This window comes from Streptomyces sp. NPDC085946 (assembly GCF_044540485.1).
Lineage (GTDB): Bacteria > Actinomycetota > Actinomycetes > Streptomycetales > Streptomycetaceae > Streptomyces.
Genome location: NZ_JBITSF010000010.1, coordinates 247,646 through 266,292, shown reverse-complemented (window position 1 = coordinate 266,292; position 18,647 = coordinate 247,646). Strand labels below are relative to the sequence as shown.

Annotated in this window: 17 protein-coding genes and 2 pseudogenes; 13 read left to right on the top strand and 6 right to left on the bottom strand. The window is 74.4% G+C overall.

Annotated elements, in window-relative coordinates:
• Nucleotides 1–39: 39 nt before the first annotated feature.
• Genes ACIF8T_RS22035 through ACIF8T_RS22020 form a run of 4 tightly spaced genes read left to right on the top strand, consistent with a single transcriptional unit; the run spans nucleotide 40 to nucleotide 5,071 of the window.
• The gene (locus ACIF8T_RS22035) at nucleotides 40–576 is read left to right on the top strand and encodes a GNAT family N-acetyltransferase (RefSeq protein WP_400037528.1); all 537 of its coding nucleotides are present in this window, start codon (nucleotides 40–42) and stop codon (nucleotides 574–576) included.
• Nucleotides 577–578: 2 nt separating this feature from the next.
• Nucleotides 579–2,069 (top strand): ABC transporter substrate-binding protein, encoded by a 1,491-nt coding sequence (locus ACIF8T_RS22030; protein WP_400037526.1) that lies wholly within the window; start codon nucleotides 579–581, stop codon nucleotides 2,067–2,069.
• 3 nt (nucleotides 2,070–2,072) lie between these two features.
• Nucleotides 2,073–3,833, top strand: a complete 1,761-nt coding sequence (locus tag ACIF8T_RS22025) for an ABC transporter permease subunit (protein ID WP_400037524.1) — start codon at nucleotides 2,073–2,075, stop codon at nucleotides 3,831–3,833.
• Nucleotides 3,830–5,071 carry an MFS transporter gene (locus tag ACIF8T_RS22020; RefSeq protein WP_400037522.1) on the top strand — a complete coding sequence of 414 codons (1,242 nt, stop codon included), beginning with the start codon at nucleotides 3,830–3,832 and terminating at the stop codon, nucleotides 5,069–5,071. The genes ACIF8T_RS22025 and ACIF8T_RS22020 overlap by 4 nt, the downstream gene beginning before the upstream one ends.
• Nucleotides 5,072–5,171: 100 nt before the next feature.
• Here ACIF8T_RS22020 and ACIF8T_RS22015 read toward each other — a convergent pair whose 3' ends face one another.
• Nucleotides 5,172–5,939, bottom strand: coding sequence for a CDP-alcohol phosphatidyltransferase family protein (locus ACIF8T_RS22015; protein WP_400037520.1), 768 nt, complete (start codon nucleotides 5,937–5,939; stop codon nucleotides 5,172–5,174).
• A 108-nt stretch (nucleotides 5,940–6,047) separates the two neighbouring features.
• On the opposite strand from ACIF8T_RS22015, the gene ACIF8T_RS22010 reads away from it, so the two are divergent.
• From ACIF8T_RS22010 to ACIF8T_RS21990, 5 genes and pseudogenes are all read left to right on the top strand, one after another.
• Entirely contained in the window at nucleotides 6,048–7,028 is a 981-nt protein-coding gene (locus tag ACIF8T_RS22010) for a zinc-binding alcohol dehydrogenase (protein WP_400037518.1), read from the top strand.
• A gap of 182 nt (nucleotides 7,029–7,210) precedes the next feature.
• Nucleotides 7,211–7,609 (top strand): 6-pyruvoyl trahydropterin synthase family protein, encoded by a 399-nt coding sequence (locus ACIF8T_RS22005; protein WP_400037516.1) that lies wholly within the window; start codon nucleotides 7,211–7,213, stop codon nucleotides 7,607–7,609.
• Nucleotides 7,606–8,805 carry a glycosyltransferase family 4 protein gene (locus ACIF8T_RS22000; protein WP_400037514.1) on the top strand — a complete coding sequence of 400 codons (1,200 nt, stop codon included), beginning with the start codon at nucleotides 7,606–7,608 and terminating at the stop codon, nucleotides 8,803–8,805. The genes ACIF8T_RS22005 and ACIF8T_RS22000 overlap by 4 nt, the downstream gene beginning before the upstream one ends.
• On the top strand, nucleotides 8,802–9,758 hold the full coding sequence (locus ACIF8T_RS21995; protein WP_400037512.1) for a methyltransferase domain-containing protein: 957 nt from the start codon (nucleotides 8,802–8,804) through the stop codon (nucleotides 9,756–9,758). The genes ACIF8T_RS22000 and ACIF8T_RS21995 overlap by 4 nt, the downstream gene beginning before the upstream one ends.
• Nucleotides 9,755–10,702, top strand: a pseudogene (locus ACIF8T_RS21990) (lysylphosphatidylglycerol synthase transmembrane domain-containing protein); the annotation flags it as partial. The gene ACIF8T_RS21995 and the pseudogene ACIF8T_RS21990, both read left to right, overlap by 4 nt.
• A 200-nt stretch (nucleotides 10,703–10,902) precedes the next feature.
• Here the strand turns inward: ACIF8T_RS21990 and ACIF8T_RS21985 are convergent.
• Complete coding sequence (locus tag ACIF8T_RS21985) at nucleotides 10,903–11,691, bottom strand: creatininase family protein (protein ID WP_400037510.1); 789 nt, start codon at nucleotides 11,689–11,691, stop codon at nucleotides 10,903–10,905.
• 41 nt (nucleotides 11,692–11,732) lie between these two features.
• Here ACIF8T_RS21985 and ribA point away from each other — a divergent pair, with 41 nt between their 5' ends.
• Complete coding sequence (ribA, locus tag ACIF8T_RS21980; protein WP_400037508.1) at nucleotides 11,733–12,392, top strand: GTP cyclohydrolase II; 660 nt, start codon at nucleotides 11,733–11,735, stop codon at nucleotides 12,390–12,392.
• A gap of 27 nt (nucleotides 12,393–12,419) precedes the next feature.
• Here the strand turns inward: ribA and ACIF8T_RS21975 are convergent, their stop codons facing one another.
• Nucleotides 12,420–13,652, bottom strand: coding sequence for a serine hydrolase domain-containing protein (locus ACIF8T_RS21975; RefSeq protein ID WP_400037506.1), 1,233 nt, complete (start codon nucleotides 13,650–13,652; stop codon nucleotides 12,420–12,422).
• Nucleotides 13,653–13,927: 275 nt separating this feature from the next.
• On the opposite strand from ACIF8T_RS21975, the gene ACIF8T_RS21970 reads away from it, so the two are divergent.
• Entirely contained in the window at nucleotides 13,928–14,365 is a 438-nt protein-coding gene (locus tag ACIF8T_RS21970; RefSeq protein ID WP_400037504.1) for a PPOX class F420-dependent oxidoreductase, read from the top strand.
• A gap of 70 nt (nucleotides 14,366–14,435) precedes the next feature.
• On the opposite strand, the pseudogene ACIF8T_RS21965 reads toward ACIF8T_RS21970, so the two are convergent.
• The 3 genes and pseudogenes from ACIF8T_RS21965 to ACIF8T_RS21955 form a co-directional block, all read right to left on the bottom strand.
• Nucleotides 14,436–15,710: pseudogene (locus tag ACIF8T_RS21965) on the bottom strand (MFS transporter); the annotation flags it as partial.
• Between the two features lie 75 nt (nucleotides 15,711–15,785).
• On the bottom strand, nucleotides 15,786–17,072 hold the full coding sequence (locus ACIF8T_RS21960) for a tyrosine-type recombinase/integrase (protein ID WP_400037502.1): 1,287 nt from the start codon (nucleotides 17,070–17,072) through the stop codon (nucleotides 15,786–15,788).
• Between the two features lie 442 nt (nucleotides 17,073–17,514).
• On the bottom strand, nucleotides 17,515–17,943 hold the full coding sequence (locus ACIF8T_RS21955) for a hypothetical protein (protein WP_400037501.1): 429 nt from the start codon (nucleotides 17,941–17,943) through the stop codon (nucleotides 17,515–17,517).
• 177 nt (nucleotides 17,944–18,120) lie between these two features.
• Between ACIF8T_RS21955 and ACIF8T_RS21950 the strand changes: the two genes are divergently transcribed.
• Together ACIF8T_RS21950 and ACIF8T_RS21945 are read left to right on the top strand one after the other, a co-directional pair.
• On the top strand, nucleotides 18,121–18,366 hold the full coding sequence (locus tag ACIF8T_RS21950) for a helix-turn-helix domain-containing protein (protein ID WP_400037499.1): 246 nt from the start codon (nucleotides 18,121–18,123) through the stop codon (nucleotides 18,364–18,366).
• Nucleotide 18,367: 1 nt separating this feature from the next.
• Nucleotides 18,368–18,640: a helix-turn-helix domain-containing protein gene (locus ACIF8T_RS21945; RefSeq protein WP_400037497.1), complete on the top strand. Its 273-nt coding sequence runs from the start codon at nucleotides 18,368–18,370 to the stop codon at nucleotides 18,638–18,640.
• Nucleotides 18,641–18,647 lie beyond the last annotated feature (7 nt).

Genomic DNA, 18,647 nt, shown 5'->3' with positions numbered 1-18,647 from the left:
CCGCGATCACTCCATCTCCTTATTGCATATGATACGCAAGTGCACGACTACAGCATCAGACCGGCAGACCCCACCCACATAGACGCCGCCCGGGCGGTCATGCTCGACACCGTCTACCGCGACTTCGGCACCGGCTACGTGCCCCGCTGGCACGGCGACATCGTCGATCCGGCGGCCGCGTATCTGGTGCCGGTCCGTCACACGTTGCTGGTCGCGCTCGAACCGGAGGGCGGGGAGGTGGTGGCCACCGCGGCGCTCGACTCCCGGGGGCCCGCCCATCCGCCGAACCCGCGCCGGCTCGCCGAGCGCTACCCCTCGGGGGAGACGGCCCAGGTGCGGCGGGTGTACGTCCGGCCCGGGCACCGCAGGCGGGGGCTCGCGCGGCGGATGGTCGAGGAGCTGCTGGCCTTCGCCGCCGCCGACGGCGGGTACCGCGCCGTCTACCTGCACACCGATCCCTCGGTTCCCGGTGCCGAGGCCTTCTGGCGGTCCCTCGGGAAGGTCGTGCACGACGAGCGTGAGGAACCGGGCGGCGGCAACGGCGTCGTCCACTTCGAGATACCGGTGGGGTGGTGACCGTGGTGCGTACCTCGCGGCTCCTCGCCGCCGTGCTCCTCGCCCCGCTCCTGGCCGGCTGCTTCTCCTCCGCCGGCGGCGAGGCGGGGAGCGGTGCGGCGGACGGCTCGCGGCTGCGCGTCGCCCTCGCCTTCCCGCCCGCCGAGCGGCTCTCGCCCTACGGGGCCGACGCCACGATCCTCAGCCGGCTCGGGGTCGCCGAGGGGCTGACCGCGCTCGACACCAACGGTGCCGCGGTGCCCGCGCTCGCGGAGTCGTGGCAGCGGGAGAGCGCCCGTACCTGGCGGTTCACGCTGCGGGAGGCGGTCTTCCAGGACGGCACCGACGTCAGCCCGTCCGCCGTCGCCACCGCCTTCGCGCACGCCGCCGAGGCCAGGCCGGCGCCCGCCGCGCTGTCCGGTGTCCGCCTCGCCGTGACGGCCGACGGGAGCCGCGGCGTGCGCGTCACCACCGGCGAACCCGACCCGGTCCTGCCACTGCGGCTGTCCAGCCCGAGTCTCGCCGTGTTCTCCGACGCGGCGTACGGCGAGGACGGCCGGGTGGATCCGGTCGGCACCGCCACCGGGCCCTTCGAGCTCACCGGCGTCGACGGCTCGGCCTCCGCCACCCTCGACCGGTTCGACGACTACTGGGGCGGCCGCGCCCAGGTCGCCGGCATCGACGTGCGGTTCGTCGCCGACGGCACCGCCCGCACCAACGCCCTGCGCACCGGCCAGGTCGACATCGCCGAGGCGGTGCCCGTGTCGCAGGCGGCCGGCCTCGACGCGGACGCCCGGCGGGCCACCGCCACCACCCGCACCACCAGCCTGCTGCTCAATTCCGCCTCGGGTCCCTTCGCGGACCCGCGGGTGCGCGCGGCCGCCCGCCGGGCCGTCGACACCGCCGCGCTCGCCGACGGCGTGTACGAGGGGTACGCCGACCCGGGTGCCGGGATCTACGGGCCCGCCGTGACCTGGGCCGCGGGCAGGCGCACCGAGCCCACCGGGCGGGCCCGGCCCCGTGACGCCGAGGGCACGACCGTCACCCTCGCCACCTACGACAACCGGCCCGAGCTGCCCGAGGTCGCCCAGGTGCTCGAACAGCAGCTGGAGAAGGCCGGGTTCACGGTGAAGCTCCACGTGCGGGAGTACGCGCGCCTGGAGGCCGACGCGCTGGACGGAAAGTTCGACGCGTTCGTCCTCGCCCGGAACACGCTCGTCGACACCGGCGACCCCGTCGCCGTCCTGGCCAGCGACCACACCTGCGACGGCGGTTACAACATCGCCCGGTTGTGCGACGAGGACGTCGACCGGGCCGTGGCCCGGGCCGAGCGGACCGCCGACACCGCGGAGCGGCAGGACGCCGCCATGGCCGCCGAGGCGGAGATCCTCGGCACCGACGCCGTGGTGCCCCTGGTCCACCAGCGGGTCGTCACCGGCGTCGGCGACTCGGTACGCGGTGTGCTCCTCGACCCGTACGAGCGGACCCTCGTCGGCACGGGCACGCGGCGCTGAACCGTGCGACAGGTCCTGTGGCGGGTGGCGCTCGCGGCCGCCCTGCTGTGCGGAGTCGGCCTGCTGCCCTGGCTGTCGCGCACCGACCCGGCGCTGACCGTCCTCAAGGCCCGGTCGGCCGACCGCGACCCCGCCCCCGAGGTGCTGGCGGACATCCGCGGCGGGCTCGGACTCGGCCAGGGGCCGGTGCACCTGCTGGGACAGTGGTTCGGCGGGCTGGCGCGCGGGGACGCCGGACGGTCGTGGCTCACCGGCGGCGAGGTCACGCCCGCCGTGCTCCGGGCCCTGGGGGCCTCGCTGCTGCTGATGACGGTGGCCCTGGCGGTCGCCGCCGTCACCGCCGCCCTCGTGTGCGCCCGCACGCTGCGGACCGGCGGGCGCTCCCGGAGGAGCGGCACCGGCTCGGCCGTGCTCGCCGCGCTGCCGGAGTTCCTCACCGCGTCGGTGCTCGCCACCGTCGTCGGCGTGCACCTGGGCTGGCTGCCCGCGCTCGGCTGGTACGGGCCGCGGTGGACGGTGCTGCCCGCGCTCGCCCTGGGGCTGCCCGCCGGTGCCGTGCTCGGGCGGCTGCTGGACGACCTGCTGCCGGGCGCGTTCGCCGAACCGTGGGCGCGGGCCGCCGCCGCGCGCGGCCTGCCGCGCGGGCGCCTCGCCCGCCACGCGGTACGCCGCTGCCTGCCCGCCCTGTTGCCCAACCTCGGCCTGTTCGCCGTCGGCCTGACCGGCGGGGCCGTCGCCGTGGAGCAGGTCTTCGACATCCCCGGCCTGGGCCGCACCACGCTGCGGGCGGCCCTCGCGCAGGACCTGCCCGTCCTCCAGGCGGGCGTCCTCGCCCTCGTCCTGCTCGGCGCCGCGGCCACCGCGCTGTGCCGCCTGGCGGCCCGGCCGCTCCTCGGGCCCGCCCTGCGCGACGGGGCGCTGCCCACGCTGCACCGGCCGGCGGGACCCGCGCGCAGTGCCCTGCCCTTCGCCCACGGCGGGCTGCTGCTCGCCGTGACCGCGCTCGGCCTGCCCCGCGACCCGCTCGCCCTGGACACCGGCGAACGGCTCCAAGGCCCCAGCGGGGCGCACCCGTTCGGCACCGACGCGCTCGGCCGGGACCTGCTCGCCCGGGTCGCCCACGGCGCCCTCGACACCCTGTCCCTCGCGTGCGCCGTCAGCGCCACGACGCTGTGCCTCGGCGTCCTGCTGGGCCTGGCGCCCCGGCTGTCGGGGCCGCTGGCCGACACCGTCAACGCCGTCCCGCCGGTGCTTGCCGCGCTCCTGGTCACCGCCGTCGCGGGCAGCGGCGCCGCCACACCCGCGCTCGCGGTGACCGCGGTCGCCTGGGCCCCGCTCGCCGCGCACACCGCCGCGCTGCTGCGGCAGGAACGCGCCACGCCGCACGTCGCGGCCGCCCGCGCCCTGGGCGCCGGCCGCCGGTACCTGGCGCGCCGCGTCCTGCTGCCCGCCGTCCTGCCGTCCGTCGCCCGCCACGCCCTGCTGCGGCTGCCCGGCGTCGCCCTCGCCCTGGCCTCGCTCGGCTTCCTCGGCCTCGGCGCCCAGCCGCCGTCCCCGGAGTGGGGCCTGCTGCTCGCCGAGAACCAGCCCTACGCCGAACGCGCCCCCTGGGCGGTCCTCGCCCCCGCCGCCGCCCTCGCCCTGCTCGGCGCGCTCGCCGTGACCGCGGCGCGCGGGGTGCGGCGCCCGCGTCCGGCCGGCCGTACGCCGGAACGCACCGGGGAAGGGCCGGCGCGGGAGAAGCAGCCGGCGGGAGCCCCGTGACCGCCCCGCCCGCCGGCCTGTCCACCGGTCCGCGCGGGACGCCGGGACGGCCCGCCCGTCTCCCGCCGCTCCTGCGGCTGCTGGTCCTCACCCAACTCGCCTTCAACATCGGCTTCTTCGCCGTCCTGCCCTTCCTCTCCGCGCACTTGGGCCGGGAGATCGGCATGGCGGGGTGGCTGGTCGGGCTGGTGCTGGGGCTGCGGACCTTCAGCCAGCAGGGGCTGTTCGTGGTCGGCGGGGCACTGGCGGACCGGTACGGCGTCCGGCCCGTGGTGCTCGCGGGCTGCGCGCTGCGCGTCGCCGGGTTCGTGTGGCTGGGGTACGCGGCGCGGACCTGGGCGGTCATCGGCGCGGTCCTGCTGATCGGGTTCGCCGCCGCGCTGTTCTCCCCGGCCGTCGAGTCGGAGGTCGCGCGGCAGGCGGTCGTGTGGGAGGAGGCGGGCGGCGGGCCCCGGACCCGGGTCCTGGCGCTGTTCACCGTGGCCGGCCAGGCCGGGGCGTTCCTCGGGCCGCTGCTCGGCGCGCTGCTGCTGGCCGTGGACTTCCGCACGGCCTGTCTGGCGGGCGCCGGGGTCTTCGTGCTCGTGTTCGCCGGGCACGCCCGGCTGCTGCCGCGGCACCTCCCGGGCCGGGCCCGCACCCGGGTGCGGGGCGGGCTGCGGCCGCTGCTGCGCAACCGCCCGTTCCTCGCGCTGTGCTGCGCGTACGGCGCCTACCTGCTCGCCTACAACCAGCTCTACCTGGCCCTGCCCGGCGAGGTGGAGCGCGCCACCGGCTCGCAGGCGGGCCTGGCCTGGCTGTTCGCCCTGTCGTCGCTGCTGGTGGTGACCGCGCAGATGCCGGTCACGCGCCGGTCGGGGGAGCGGCTCGCGCCGCGCCGGTCGGCGGCGGCCGGGCTGCTGCTGGTGGCGGCCGGGTTCGCGGCCGTGGCGGCGGCGCGGCCGGCCGGGTGGACGGGAGCGGCGGGGCTGGTGCCCGCGGCCGGTTTCGTGGTGCTGCTCACCGTCGGCCAGATGCTGGTCGTGCCCGTGGTGCGGGCCTGGGTCCCGGACCTCGCCGAGGAGGGCCGGCCGGGCCTGTACACCGGGGCGCTGTCCTCGGTGTCCGGCCTGGTCGTGCTGGCCGGCAGCTCCGCGACCGGCCTGCTGCTCGACTCCGGGCTGCCGCCCGCCGTGCCGTGGCTGGTGCTGGCCGCCGTACCCGCCGCGGCGGTGGCGCTGCTGCCGCGGGGCCGCTGACGCGCGGGGCCGCTGACGCGTGGGGCCGCCGGGTCACTGACGCGCGAGGCTCCAGGGCCGGACGCGCCGGCGGCGCCCGCCCGTACCGCCCGCCCGCGTCTCACCCCGCCACCAGCTCCCGCACCTCTCGCGCGGCCGGGACAGGAGCCGCCGCCGTCCGGGACGTGCGCCACAGCCACAGCACGTCCCGGCCGAACGACCACACCAGCAGACCCAGGGCCAGCGCCGTCACGGCGAAGGCCGCCGCGTACGGCAGCAGGCCCGCGCCGGCCAGCAGCAGGAGCACGCCCTGCAGGGCGGCCACCGTCTTGCGGGCCGTGCTCGGCGGCAGCGGCGCGGTCAGCCAGGGCCACACCCGGGCGGCGGCGACGAACACGTACCGCATCGCGCCGATCAGCAGCACCCACGGGCCGAGCCGCGTGGCCACGTACACGCTCAGCACCAGGATGAGGAACGCGTCGACCTCCATGTCGAAGCGGGCGCCCAGCGGGGTCGAGGTGCCGGTGCGGCGGGCCACCTTGCCGTCCACGCCGTCGAGGACCAGCGCGACGGCGGTCAGGCCGACGAACAGCGCGACGGGCGGCGAGCCGTGGAAGGAGTCCGCGACCAGGGCGGTCACCCCGCCGACGAGGACGGCCCGGCCGAGGGTGACCCGGTTCGCGGCGCCGAAGCTGCGCAGCCGGGAGCGGTGCAGGGCCCGGGAGAGCACCGCCCAGCCGGCCGACGCGAACGCGAGGCCGGTCAGCCAGCCCGCCGGGCCGAGGCCCGCCGCCGTGCCGAGCAGACCCAGCAGCAGGACCTGCACGCCCGCCCCCACGGCCGTCTCCTGCTGGACGAGCCTCGCGCCGTCAGTAGTGTTCAGGGCCACCGAGCATCCTCCGGCCGTGTGACAGAGTCGATCAACGCCGCTACCTTGTGCGCGGCCTGTGCACCCCTCGGTACGCAAGCGGCTTCCCGATCGTTCAGGAGGACTTGGATGAACCGCAGCGCACGCGCGTTCTGGCTCGACGCCCCCGGCCGGGGTGCCGTACGGGAGGTCGGGCTGCCGGAACGGGGCGAGGACGAGGTGCTGGTGCGGACGCTGTACTCCGGGGTGAGCCGGGGCACGGAGACGCTCGTCTTCCGCGGCGGGGTGCCCGCCGGCCAGTACGCGGCGATGCGGGCGCCGTTCCAGGAGGGCGACTTCCCCGGCCCGGTGAAGTACGGCTACCTCAACGTCGGTGTCGTGGAGGAGGGCCCCGGCGCGCTGCGCGGCCGCACGGTCTTCTGCCTGTACCCGCACCAGACCCGCTACGTCGTCCCCGCGAGCGCCGTCACCCCGGTGCCGGACCCCGTGCCCGCCGGGCGGGCCGTGCTCGCCGGGACCGTGGAGACCGCCGTCAACGCGCTGTGGGACGCGGCGCCGCTGGTCGGCGACCGGATCGCCGTGGTCGGCGGCGGCATGGTCGGCTGCTCGGTCGCCGCGCTGCTCGCCCGCTTCCCCGGGGTGCGCCTCCAGCTCGTCGACGCCGACCCCCGCAGGGCCGCGGTCGCCGAGGCGCTCGGCGTGGACTTCGCCTCGCCCGAGGACGCCCTCGGCGACCGCGACCTCGTCGTGCACGCCAGCGCCACCGAGCAGGGCCTCACCCGCTCCCTGGAGTTGCTGGCCCCCGAGGGCACGGTCCTGGAACTGAGCTGGTACGGCGACCGGAAGGTGAGCCTGCCGCTCGGCGAGGCGTTCCACTCCCGCCGGCTGGTCGTGCGCAGCAGCCAGGTCGGCACCGTCTCCCCGCGCCGCGCCGGCCGCACCTACGCCGACCGGCTCGCCCTCGCCCTCGACCTGCTCGCCGACCCCGCGCTCGACGCCCTCGTCACCGGCGAGTCCGCCTTCGAGGACCTGCCCGCGGTGCTGCCCGCCCTGGCCTCCGGGGAGATCCCGGCCCTGTGCCACCGCGTCCGCTACGACCCGGCCGGCTGACACCGGCCGGCCCCCGGCCGCGGACATCGGCGGAAGAACCGTTCAATCCGGTACGACACGCGCGCCTGACCTGAGAAAAGACGTGACCCGCGCTGAACGCGGGAAGGGAATCAGCCGTACTACCCGGCATCCCCGCAGCGATCGGCGGGGGAGCAGACGCGCCGCACCTGGAGGGTCGTCCGTTGTTCAGCATCACCGTCCGCGATCACCTCATGATCGCCCACAGCTTCCACGGAGAGGTCTTCGGACCCGCGCAGCGCCTGCACGGGGCCACCTTCCTCGTGGACGCCACGTTCCGGCGCGAACAGCTGGACGAGGACAACATCGTCGTCGACATCGGCCTGGCCACCCAGGAACTCGGCGCCGTCGTCAGCGAGCTCAACTACCGCAACCTCGACAACGAACCCGACTTCGCCGGGGTCAACACCTCCACGGAGTTCCTGGCCAAGGTCATCGCCGACCGGCTCGCCGAACGCATCCACAAGGGCGCCCTCGGCGAGAACGCCCGGGGCATCGCGGGCATCACCGTCACGCTCCACGAGTCCCACATCGCCTGGGCGAGTTACGAGCGTGCGCTGTGACCGACACGACCCTGGAGAAGCCGGGGCCGGCCGGCTCGGCGCCCCCGGCCCGCCCGCCCGTCCGGCCCGCCGCCCTCACGAACACCGGGATCGTCCCGATGTCCCTGCGCACCGTGCACTTCGTCCTGCCGGGCGGTGTCGACGATCCGGCCGCGCCGAGCGGCGGCAACGCCTACGACCGGCGCGTCAGCCTCGACCTGCCCGGCTTCGGCTGGCAGGTGCGCCCGCACGCGGTCGCCGGCGACTGGCCCCGGCCGGCCGCGGCGGCCCGTGCGGAACTGGCGCGGCGGCTGCGGGAGTTGCCGGACGGTGCCATCGTCCTGCTCGACGGGCTCGTCGCCTGCGGCGTCCCCGAGGTCGTCGTACCGCAGGCGCGGCGGCTGCGCATGGCCGTCCTGGTGCACCTCCCGCTCGGCGACGAGACGGGCCTCGACCCCGCCGTGGCCGCCGCGCTCGACGCGCGGGAACGGGAGGTGCTGCGGGCGGTGCCCGCCGTGGTCGCGACCAGCGACTGGGCGGTCCGCCGCCTCGTCGCCCACCACGGGCTCGCCCCGGAACGCGTCCACGTCGCCGCCCCCGGCGCCGACATCGCCCCCCTCGCGCCCGGCACCGACGGCGTCTCCCGGCTGCTGTGCGTCGCCGCCGTCACCCCGCGCAAGGGGCAGCACCGGCTGGTGGAGGCGCTGGCCCAGGTGGCCGACCTGCCGTGGAGCTGCGTGTGCGTCGGCGGCCTCGGCCAGGACCCCGAGTACGTCGCCCACCTGCGGGAGCTGATCGGGAGGCACGGCCTCGAAGACCGGCTGGAGCTGGCCGGACCGCGGTCCGGCGCCGCCCTCGACGCCAGCTACGCCGCCGCCGACCTGATGGTCCTCACCTCCTACGCCGAGACGTACGGCATGGCGGTGACGGAGGCCCTCGCGCGCGGCATCCCGGTGCTGGCGACGGACGTCGGCGGCCTGCCCGAGGCGGTCGGACGCGCCCCCGACGGCGGCGTGCCCGGCATCCTCGTCCCACCGGAGAACCCCGCCGCCCTCGCCGCCGAACTGCGCGGCTGGTTCGGCGAGGCCGACGTGCGCCGCCGTCTGAAGGCGGCCGCCCGCAGCCGGCGCGCCGCCCTCGGAGGCTGGGCGGCCACGGCACAGAGCCTGGCCGCGGTCCTGCGCCGGCTCCCGACCGGACCCCGGAGGGCCGCATGACGAACCCGGCGACGACCCGGCACGGCGGGCGCGGCACCGCACCCTCCGTCATCCCGGGCGCCGGCCCCGGCGAGCGGGCCACCCTGCGGCTGCGGGAGGACGGGCCGGGGGACGCCGCCGAGCCGCCCCGGTACGCGCCCGAGTGGCTCCGACTGCGGGAGCCCGCCGACGGCGCGGCGCGGGCGGGGGCACTGCTCGACCCGCTGCGGACCGAGCTCGCCGCCCGGCCGGGGAGCGCCGACGGGCTGGTCGTCCACGACCTGGGCTGCGGCACCGGTTCCATGGGCCGCTGGCTCGCGCCGCGACTCGACGGCGCCCAGCACTGGATCCTGCACGACCGCGACCCCTACCTCCTGCACTTCGCGGCCGCCGCCTCCCCGCGCACCGCCGCCGACGGCAGCCGGGTCACCGTCGAGACCCGGCGCGGGGACGTCGCCCGCCTCACCCCGGACGCCCTGCGCGGCGCGTCCCTGGTGACTGCCTCCGCCCTCCTGGACGTCCTCACCCGCGAGGAGATCGACGCCCTGGCCGCCGCCTGCGCGGGGGCCGGCTGCCCGGCCCTGCTCACGCTGTCCGTCGCCGGGCGCGTCGACCTGACCCCGTCCCACCCGCTGGACGCGGAGATCGCCGAAGCGTTCAACGCCCACCAGCGCCGCGCGGGCCTGCTCGGCCCGGACGCGGTGACGGTCGCCGCCGAGGTGTTCGCCGGGCACGGGGCGACCGTACGGCTGCACCCGAGTCCCTGGCGGCTCGGCGCCGGGCAGGCCGCGCTCACCGAGCAGTGGCTGCGCGGCTGGGTCGCCGCCGCCGTCGAACAGCGGCCGGGGCTGCGGGAATCCGCCGAGCGGTACCTGGCAGAGCGTCTGGAAGCCTGCCGGGCAGGTGAGTTGGCCGTCGTCGTGCACCACGTCGACCTGCTCGCCCTGCGCCGGTCCGGGGGCGGGGCGTCATGACCGCGCAGACGGTGGAGGCACGGGTCGTGCGGCGGCCCGCAGGCGGGGACGCGGGCCCGCCGGCGCACCGGCCGCCGGATCCGGCGGCCGCCGCCACCGCGACCGGCGCTCCCGCCCCCCGTCCCCGCGGCCTGCGCCTCCTGCGCGCCCGCCTCGGCACCCTCGCCGGTGCCGCCGTCCTCGGCGTGCTGGTGTGGCAGCTGGGCACCGGCGCCCTCCTCGACGGACTGCGCGGGATCGACCCGCCGGCGCTGCTCGCCGCGCTCGGCATCGGCCTGGTGACCACGGTGTTCAGCGCCTGGCGGTGGGCCGTGGTGGCCCGCGCGCTGCGGCTGGGGCTGCCGCTCGGCGCGGCCGTGGCCGACTACTACCGGGCGCTGTTCCTCAACGCGGCCCTGCCCGGCGGGGTGCTGGGCGACGTGCACCGGGCGGTCCGGCACGGGCAGAGCGCCGGTGACCTGGGCCGCGGGGTGCGGTCGGTGGTGCTGGAGCGGACCGCCGGGCAACTGGCCCTGTTCGCCGCGGGCGCCGTGGTCCTGCTGACCCTGCCGTCGCCCGTGCTGCCCGCGGCCCGGGACCTCGCCCCGCTCGTAGGCCCGGCCGCGCTGGGCGGGCTCGCCGTGGTCCTGGCCCTGCGGATGAACCGGGCGCCCGCCCGCCGCGGCGGCGCCCTGCGGGCCACGCTCGCCGAGGCGCGCCGGGCCCTGCTGTCCCGCCGGACCGGACCGGCCGTCGCCGTCTCCTCCGTCGTCGTCCTCGCCGGACACGTCGCGATGTTCGTGCTCGCCGCCCGCGTCACCGGCACCACCGCGCCGGTGACCGTGCTGCTGCCGCTGGCCGTGCTCGCCCTGCTCGCCATGAGCCTGCCGCTCAACGTCGGCGGCTGGGGACCCCGGGAGGGCGTCACCGCCTGGGCGTTCGGCGCCGCCGGACTGGGCGCGGGCCAAGGGCTCGCCGTCGCCGTCTGCTACGGGGTGCTCAGCCTCGTGGCCAGCCTGCCCGGTGCCGTCGTCCTGGCCGCCCGCTGGTCCACCGGCCTGCGCCGCACGGGCCACGCCACACCGGCGGCCGTACCGGCTCCGCCCCGCGCGGGCCACGACGGGCCGGCCGCCGTACCGGCACCGCCCCGCGCGGCCGGCGGACGCTACCCGCGTGCCTCTCCCGGCTCCCCGGCGGCGGTCAGCAGCGAGAAATACGCGGCGAAGGAATCCGCCAGGCTCGCCAGGAGTTCCTTCCCCTTTTCCGCCGAACCCAGTGAAGGACGGCCGATGACACCGGAATCGGTGTAGGCGGACATACCGAGGGAGAGCAGATGACGCCGGTCGTCCGCGACGAAATCGGAAGTCTCGTAACCGGGCCGGAGCATTTCGGGATGAGCGTGCAGAAGGACGGAGGTCTCGATTTCCCCCGCGTGCATGTCGGTGAGCAGCGAGGTGGCCACCCCCGCCCGCTCCCGCGCCGCCTCCCAGTCCTCCGGGGCCGGGAACAGCGCCATCCGCTCGCCGCGCGCGGAGGCTTCCTGGACGACGTTGCCCAGGACGTAGTTTCCGCCGTGTCCGTTGACCACCACCAGGGCGTCCACGCCCGACCGGCGCAGTGAGGCCGCTATGTCCCGTACGACCGCGTGCAGGGTCACGGCGGAGATGCTGACGGTGCCCGGCCAGGCCGCGTGCTCGTGCGAGCAGGAGATCGTCACCGGAGGAAGGAGGTGCACCGGGTACGCGGCGGCGATCTCCCGTGCGACCGCACAGGCCACCAGCGTGTCGGTCGCCAGCGGAAGGTACGGGCCGTGCTGCTCGAAGCTCCCGACGGGCAGGACGGCGACCTGCGTCGAGACGCCGGCGCCCCGCGTCCGTACGTCCTCCGTGGTGTCCGCCGGCAGCAGACCGTGCTCCGGACCGAATGCCGCCGCCCGCTTCCCCGAATCACTCATTTCTTCACGGCCTTTCGTCTCTGCTTAGGAACTCGAGAATCATGACAGACAAAGTTGGCGTCCTCGGCAAGAAGTCCGCGCAGCGCACCGGCACGGAACGCGTCGTGAATGCGCCGCTGCCCACGGTGTACGGGAAATTCCAGGCGGTCGGCTATCTCGATCACGACCGCGGTGACGAACAAGTGGCGCTGGTGTACGGCGACATAGCCGCCGACGACGTGCTGGTGCGGCTGCATTCGGAGTGCCTGACCGGCGACGCGTTCGGCTCGCAGCACTGCGAGTGCGGCGCCCAGCTCGACTCCGCGCTGCGCGCCGTCGTCGCCGAAGGCGCCGGTGTCGTCGTCTACTTGAGAGGGCACGAGGGCCGCGGGATCGGCCTGCTCGCCAAGCTGCGCGCGATGGCGCTCCAGGCGGAGGGCCTGGACACCGTGGAGGCGAACCTCGCGCTCGGGCTGCCGGTGGACGCCCGCGACTACGGCGTCGCGGCCCGGATCCTGCACGACCTCGGGGTGCGCTCGGTGCGTCTGATGTCCAACAACCCGCGCAAGCGCGAGGCGTTGGTGCGCCACGGCGTCCGGGTCGCCGAGCAGGTGCCGCTGCTGATCGAGCCGTGCGAGAACAACATCACCTACCTGCGCACCAAACGGGAGCGCCTCGACCACCACCTGCCCCATCTGGACGCGGTGGCGCACTGGTCGTGACGCCCCCGGCGGGTGCGGACCGGAGCCTCAGCCGGTCGCCGCCTCGTGGACCAGCCTCTTCAGGTCCCGGAAGACGGTGTGCGAGGTCCTGGGCCGCACCTGCGTCATGAACTGCACGGTCAGGTCGCGGCCCGGGTCGACCCAGAACGTCGTCGTCGCCACCCCGCTCCAGCCGAACGTGCCGAGTCCGGACGGGGACTGGGTGCGGGAGGGGTCGATCACCACGGAGAGGCCGAGGCCGAACCCGACGCCGTCGTTGCCGGGTTCGTCGTGGGCCGGGCGGCTGCCGAAGGAGCGCAGGTCGGCGCCGCCGGGCAGGTGGTTGGAGGTCATCAGGTCCACGGTCTCCGGCGCGAGGACGCGTACGCCGTCGAGTTCGCCGCGCCGGCGCAGCAGCTCCATGAAGCGGTGCACGTCGTGGGCGGAGGCCACCATGCCGCCGCTGCCGGACAGGAACCGGGGCCGGCCGTGCAGGGGCAGCCCGGGGATCGGTTCGATGCCGCCGTCCTTGCTCTCGCCGTACATCTCCGCGAGCCGGCCGGCCTGCTCGGCGTCGACCTCGAACCCGGCGTCCGCCATGCCCAGCGGCCGGAAGATCCGCTCGGCGAAGAACACGTCGAGCGGCTGCCCGGAGACGACCTCGACGATCCGGCCGAGGACGTTGCTGGCCACCGAGTAGTTCCACTGCGTGCCCGGGTCGAACTGGAGCGGCAGGCTCGCGTACACCTCGATCGTCTCGGCGAGGTCCTTGCCCGGCGGCACCGACGACTCCAGGCCCGCCGCGCGGTACAGGGCGTCGACCGGGTGGGTGTGGTAGAAGCCGAACGTCAGGCCCGCGGTGTGGGTCATCAGGTGGCGGACGAGCAGGGGACCGGCGGCCGGACGGGTCGTCAGGTCGTCGGGGCCCGAGCCGCCGGCGTACACCCGGGGTTCGGCGAAGGCGGGCAGATGGCGCTCGACCGGGTCGTCGAGGGAGAGCCGGCCCTCCTCGACGAGTATCAGCGCGGCCACCGCCGTGACCGGCTTGGTCATGGAGTAGATCCGCCACAGGGTGTCGGCGGTGACGGGCAGCCCGGCCGCCACGTCCCGCCGGCCGTACGTGGTGAGGTGGGCGACGCGTCCGCCGCGGGCGAGGGCCACGAGGAAGCCCGGCAGGCGGCCTTCGTCGACGTGACGGGAGAGGTGCCGGTCCAGACGGTCCAGTGCCCCGGGATCCAGCCCGGCCTCGTCCGGCTCGATCTCTTGTCGCAGCTGTGCCATCGCTCTTCCTCCGTCGTGCTCGTCGAGGTGAGTCCGGCATACCCCGCCCGGACCGCCTCAGACCTCCTGGTGGCGCGGTCCCCTCATGATCGCGCCGTTCCGTGCGCGGGGCCGTCCCCGGCGCAGGGAACGGCGCACGCGCCGCCGGTCCGCCCCGGCCCCCGCCCCCGGCAGGGCCGGGGCCCTCACCGCACCGGCCGCGGCGGCGAGCCCGGCCCGCCGCGGACGTCACGGCCGCGGGAATGGGCGCACCCGGCACGGAGGTTGAGTCGGGCATGACCGACGACACGACCCAGGACGCACTGCTGAAGCTGCTCTCCGAGAGCCACGACGGGCTGCTGGCCACGCTGAAGCGCGACGGCCGGCCCCAGCTGTCGAACGTCAAGCACGCCTACGACCCGGACGAGCGCGTCATCCGGGTCTCCCTCACCGACGACCGCGCCAAGACCCGCAACCTGCGCCGCGACCCCCGGGCCTCCTACCACGTGACCACCTCCGACCGGTGGGCCTACACGGTCGCCGAGGGCACCGCCGACCTCACGCCCGTCGCGCGCGACCCGCACGACGAGACGGTCGAGGAGCTGGTCCGCCTCTACCGCGACATCCTCGGCGAGCACCCCGACTGGGACGACTACCGCGCCGCCATGGTCCGCGAGCGCCGCGTGGTGCTGCGGCTGCGCGTGGACCGGGTGTACGGGATCCCCCGGCAGTAGCCGGACCCGGCCCGGGCACGCCCGGGTCCCCGGCGCCGCGCGGGGCTCCGGGGACCCGGGGAGCGGCGGGTCAGGCCGTGACCGTCTCGGGCCGGGGGGCCTCCTGGCGGGTGCGCGCGCCCAGCTCCTCGGTCGGGACCTCGTGCGTCTCGCGGGCGGAGAGCGCGGCGACGACCGGCGGGAGGCACAGGGCCGCCGTGAAGAGGGCGACGGCCGTCCAGTCGTCCCCGTCCGGGCCGGCGATCCGCGCGGCGAACGTCACCGCGAACCCGGCGACGGCGAAGCCGATCTGCGTGCCCACGGCCATGCCCGACAGGCGGACGCGGGTGGAGAACATCTCGCCGTAGAAGGCGGGCCACACGCCGTTCGCGGCGCTGTAGACGACACCGAAGGCGACGACGCCCGTGAGCAGCGTCAGGGGGTAGGAGCCGGTGGAGATCGCCCACAGGTAGAGGAACATCGTCACCGCGCTGCCGACGGCGCCGACCAGGAAGACCGGGCGGCGGCCGATGCGGTCGGACAGCGCCGCCCACAGCGGGATGGCGGCCAGCGCCACCAGGTTGGCCAGGGCGCCCACCCACAGCATCGAGGACCGGCTCAGACCGACGGAGTCGCTCGTCGCGTACGACAGCGCCCACACCGTGAAGATCGTGCTGACCGAGGCGATCAGCGCCGCCGCGATCACCCGCAGGACGTCGGCCCAGTGCTCGCGCACCAGCACCATCAGCGGCAGCTTCACCACGCCCTCGGTGGCCGACTGCTGCTCGAAGGCCGGCGTCTCGTCCAGCTTGCGGCGGATGACGAAGCCGACCACGGCGACCGCCACGCTCAGCCAGAACGGCACCCGCCAGCCCCAGGACATCAGCTGCTCCTCGGGCAGCGCGGCGACCGGGATGAAGACCAGGGTGGCCAGCAGCTGGCCGCCCTGCGTGCCGCTGAGGGTGAAGCTGGTGAAGAAGCCGCGCCGGTGCGGCGGCGCGTGTTCCAGCGTCATGGAGTTGGCGCTGGCCTGCTCGCCCGCCGCCGAGATGCCCTGCAGGACGCGGCACAGCACCAGCAGGACCGGGGCGAGGGTGCCGATCTGGTCCCGGGTGGGCAGGCAGCCGATGAGGAACGTCGACAGCCCCATCAGGATCAGCGTGAAGACCATGATCTTCTTGCGGCCGAGCCGGTCCCCGAAGTGGCCGAGGAACAGGGCGCCGACCGGCCGGGCGGCGTACGCGACGCCGAACGTGGCCAGCGACAGCAGGGTCGCCGTGGCCGGGTCGGACTCGTCGAAGAAGACCGCCGGGAAGATCAGCGCGGCCGCGCTGCCGTAGATGAAGAAGTCGTAGTACTTGAAGGATCAGGGCCTCAGATCGCCCTGACCTGCGGATTCCTTGATCCGAACCCTGCGAGTGGGAAAGAAGTGGGAAACCGGCTAGCTCTCCACCCGCCGCGCCCGCTCCTGCAGACGCTCCCACCGCTCCTGCAACGTCTTCATGATGGCACGCTCCATCGGCACCGTCACACTGCTGTACGTCCCCTCGACACCCGGCACCTCGTGCCCCATCCGCGACTCCACCGCGTACCGGCTGTGCCCGTCCTCGTCCAGCCAGGCCTTGTGCCCGTGCCGGATCAGGTACAGCCGCTTGCCGGCGAACGACGGCACCGCGGGGATCGCCGGCCGGTTCCACCTGGCTTGGTGCCCGACGCGCTCCTCGGCCCCGTCGGCGATCGGCCGCCACCACACGTAGCTGAAGTTCATCGCCCCCAGGCTGCTGCCGTTCAGCGCCGGGAACACCCACTTGCTGTCGTGACTGTCGAGCAGCCGCTCCAGCAGGTCGGCGAGGAAAGGCGGGACGACGAGGCTGCGGTAGCTCTCGTACTTCGGCGCCATGAACGTCAGCGTGCTGTCCTTGTACTGCACCTGCCGCTCGACACGGATCGCGGGCATCAGTCCGTCGCCCTTGCCGTACCTCTCCAGGTCGTCCTCGTACCGGTCCTGCTCGTCCGGGTTGAGCCGCAGGTCGGCGGCCGGCCAGTTGGGGTAGCAGTACTCGCGGGTCAGCCCGTACAGCTCGGCCGGCCGCATCCCGGTCATGGCCATCGTCCAGATGAAGGCGTAGCCCGGCTCTCCGAGCAGGGTGCGCGCATTGCACGCCAGCTGCTCGACGGCCTCCTCGGTCATGTCCCGCTTGCGCTCTTTCGGCTTGCGCGTGTACTTGCCGCGGCGCTTGGTGCGCTCGACGGGGGAGACCTTGATGAGTCGGGGCACGGCATCATCGAGGATCATGCCGAGGATCGTCATGACCTTCTTCGCCGTGTTCGGCTTCAGCACTCCGTTGATGTGCTTGCGGAACGCCCGGTAGGCGATGACGTCGATGTCCGCGACCGCGGCGTTGCGCTTCTTGAAGTACGGGCGGATGTGAGTCTCGACGATGGACCGGTAGTTCTGCTCGGTCAGGTGGGCGTGGTCCAGGCCGGCGAGCCAGTCGTCGAGCCAGTCGGACATGAGGGTGGCGCCGTCGCGGTTCTTGACATGCGTGCCGTGCCGGATCTCGTACAGCTTGTCCTGGCCGTGCTGGAAGGCTTCGTCCTCGTCGGTGAACCCGCCCTTGGACTCGAAGCGCTTGCGGCCGTCGTCGTGGTACTCACCCGACCACCACTTCACGCGGCACGTTCCGCCGCGCCACTCGGTGTAGACGTCCTGAGCACGTCTGGCCATGGTGCCCCCTCGCGTGGTGATGCCGCGGCCGCCCGGCAGTACCCCTACCGCCGGGACGCCACGTCGTACATGATCTCAGCCCGCAAGCCCCAACCCCAAGGGGCAGCGCGGGCAGAGACCGCATTCACCACCAAGGCCCCTCACCAGGTCCCGCATGGACGCTTCTACCTGCGACCGGTCGCGGATCTGGCGTGGGACCACACAGACGATCCCGTCGCCGGTACGCACCGCCGTTCCGTGGAACTTCGGCCCGTACTCGACTATGAGTGCGTCTCTTTGCATGGCTCCCCCTAGGTGTCGCCGGGAAGGAGCCTTCGAGGGCGTGACACGACTCTGCCATGTCCTGCGTCGTTTGGGACTGACTGGGACTGAGTGACAGACGGAGACTGTGTAACAGATCGGTGAAGACGAAAAGGTTGTACGAAAAAAGGCTGAACTTCGATCAGATGATGCCGCGTTCGCGTAGATCTCTCACCACGCGCTCGCTCATCTCCCGGATCTCCTCAGCCGACGTCCCCTTGGCTGTCGCGATGAGCGCGAGCTGCACGACGTCGCGCGCCTTGGCGTCCAGGGCGTCCCGCGGCATGGGCGACTTCTGGACGTCTGGCGCTCCGGCCACGTCCCCGATCGGGACCGGATCACCGCCGTCCAGAACTTTGAGGCAGCTGCCGGGAGCCCACTGCAGCAGGCCGTCGATCTTGACGTAGTTGGTCTCCCGGATCTCAAGGCCCTTCTCGACTCGCTGCCAGGTCCTGTTGGAGAGCCCCCCGGCTTTGGCGTTGGCGTCGTTCAGGGCAAGGCCGAGCTCGGCTCGGCGACGGCGGGCGAGGTTCGCCAGCCTTTCGTAGTCACGTTGGTCGGCGCGTGGCATGGGGTCATCCTCGCAGGACTGGAGGGGACCAGCCAGGACTGGGGGTCACTTAGGCCCAATCTATGCGCCATCTTTACGCAGGTCACAGCGCACCTATGGGTATCGAGTGAGTACACGTGGGCAACTAACTGCCACACATAGGTAGACAGCGTGGGCATCTATGGGTAGCTTCTACCCATGGCACGAACCCCAACCACCTTCGAGGTGGACGGGATGGCTATCTGCACCAAGCGCATGCAAGCGGGGATGGAAGTCAACCAGCTCGCCGACCTCGTCGGCATAACGCCGAACTACCTGCGAAAGCTCGAGCGCGGCGCCCGCAAACACATGAGCCCCAAGCCGTACACCCGGCTCAGAGCCGTCCTGGATGCGACCGACGACGAACTCCTCGCCCCCCACACAAACCCACCAGAAAGGAAGTGAAGTGGCCAGCAAGCAGTCCCCGCGGACCCCCATCGAGCCGAGGGACCTCAACGCGCCGTTCTTCAACATCCGCGAAGTCGCCTGGCTCCTGCACTGCAGCGTCCCCACCGTCCGACGGTACATCGTCGCCGGCCTCCTGCCCTGCAGCCAGAGCGCTCCGGGCGGCACCATCCGGGTCTCCCAGGCCGACCTCGACGCGTACCACGAGGCCACCCGGCGCGTTGCCCTCCCGCAGCGCGCCACCCGCCGCAAGCCGGCCCGCGCCGCCGCCTAGACGGCAA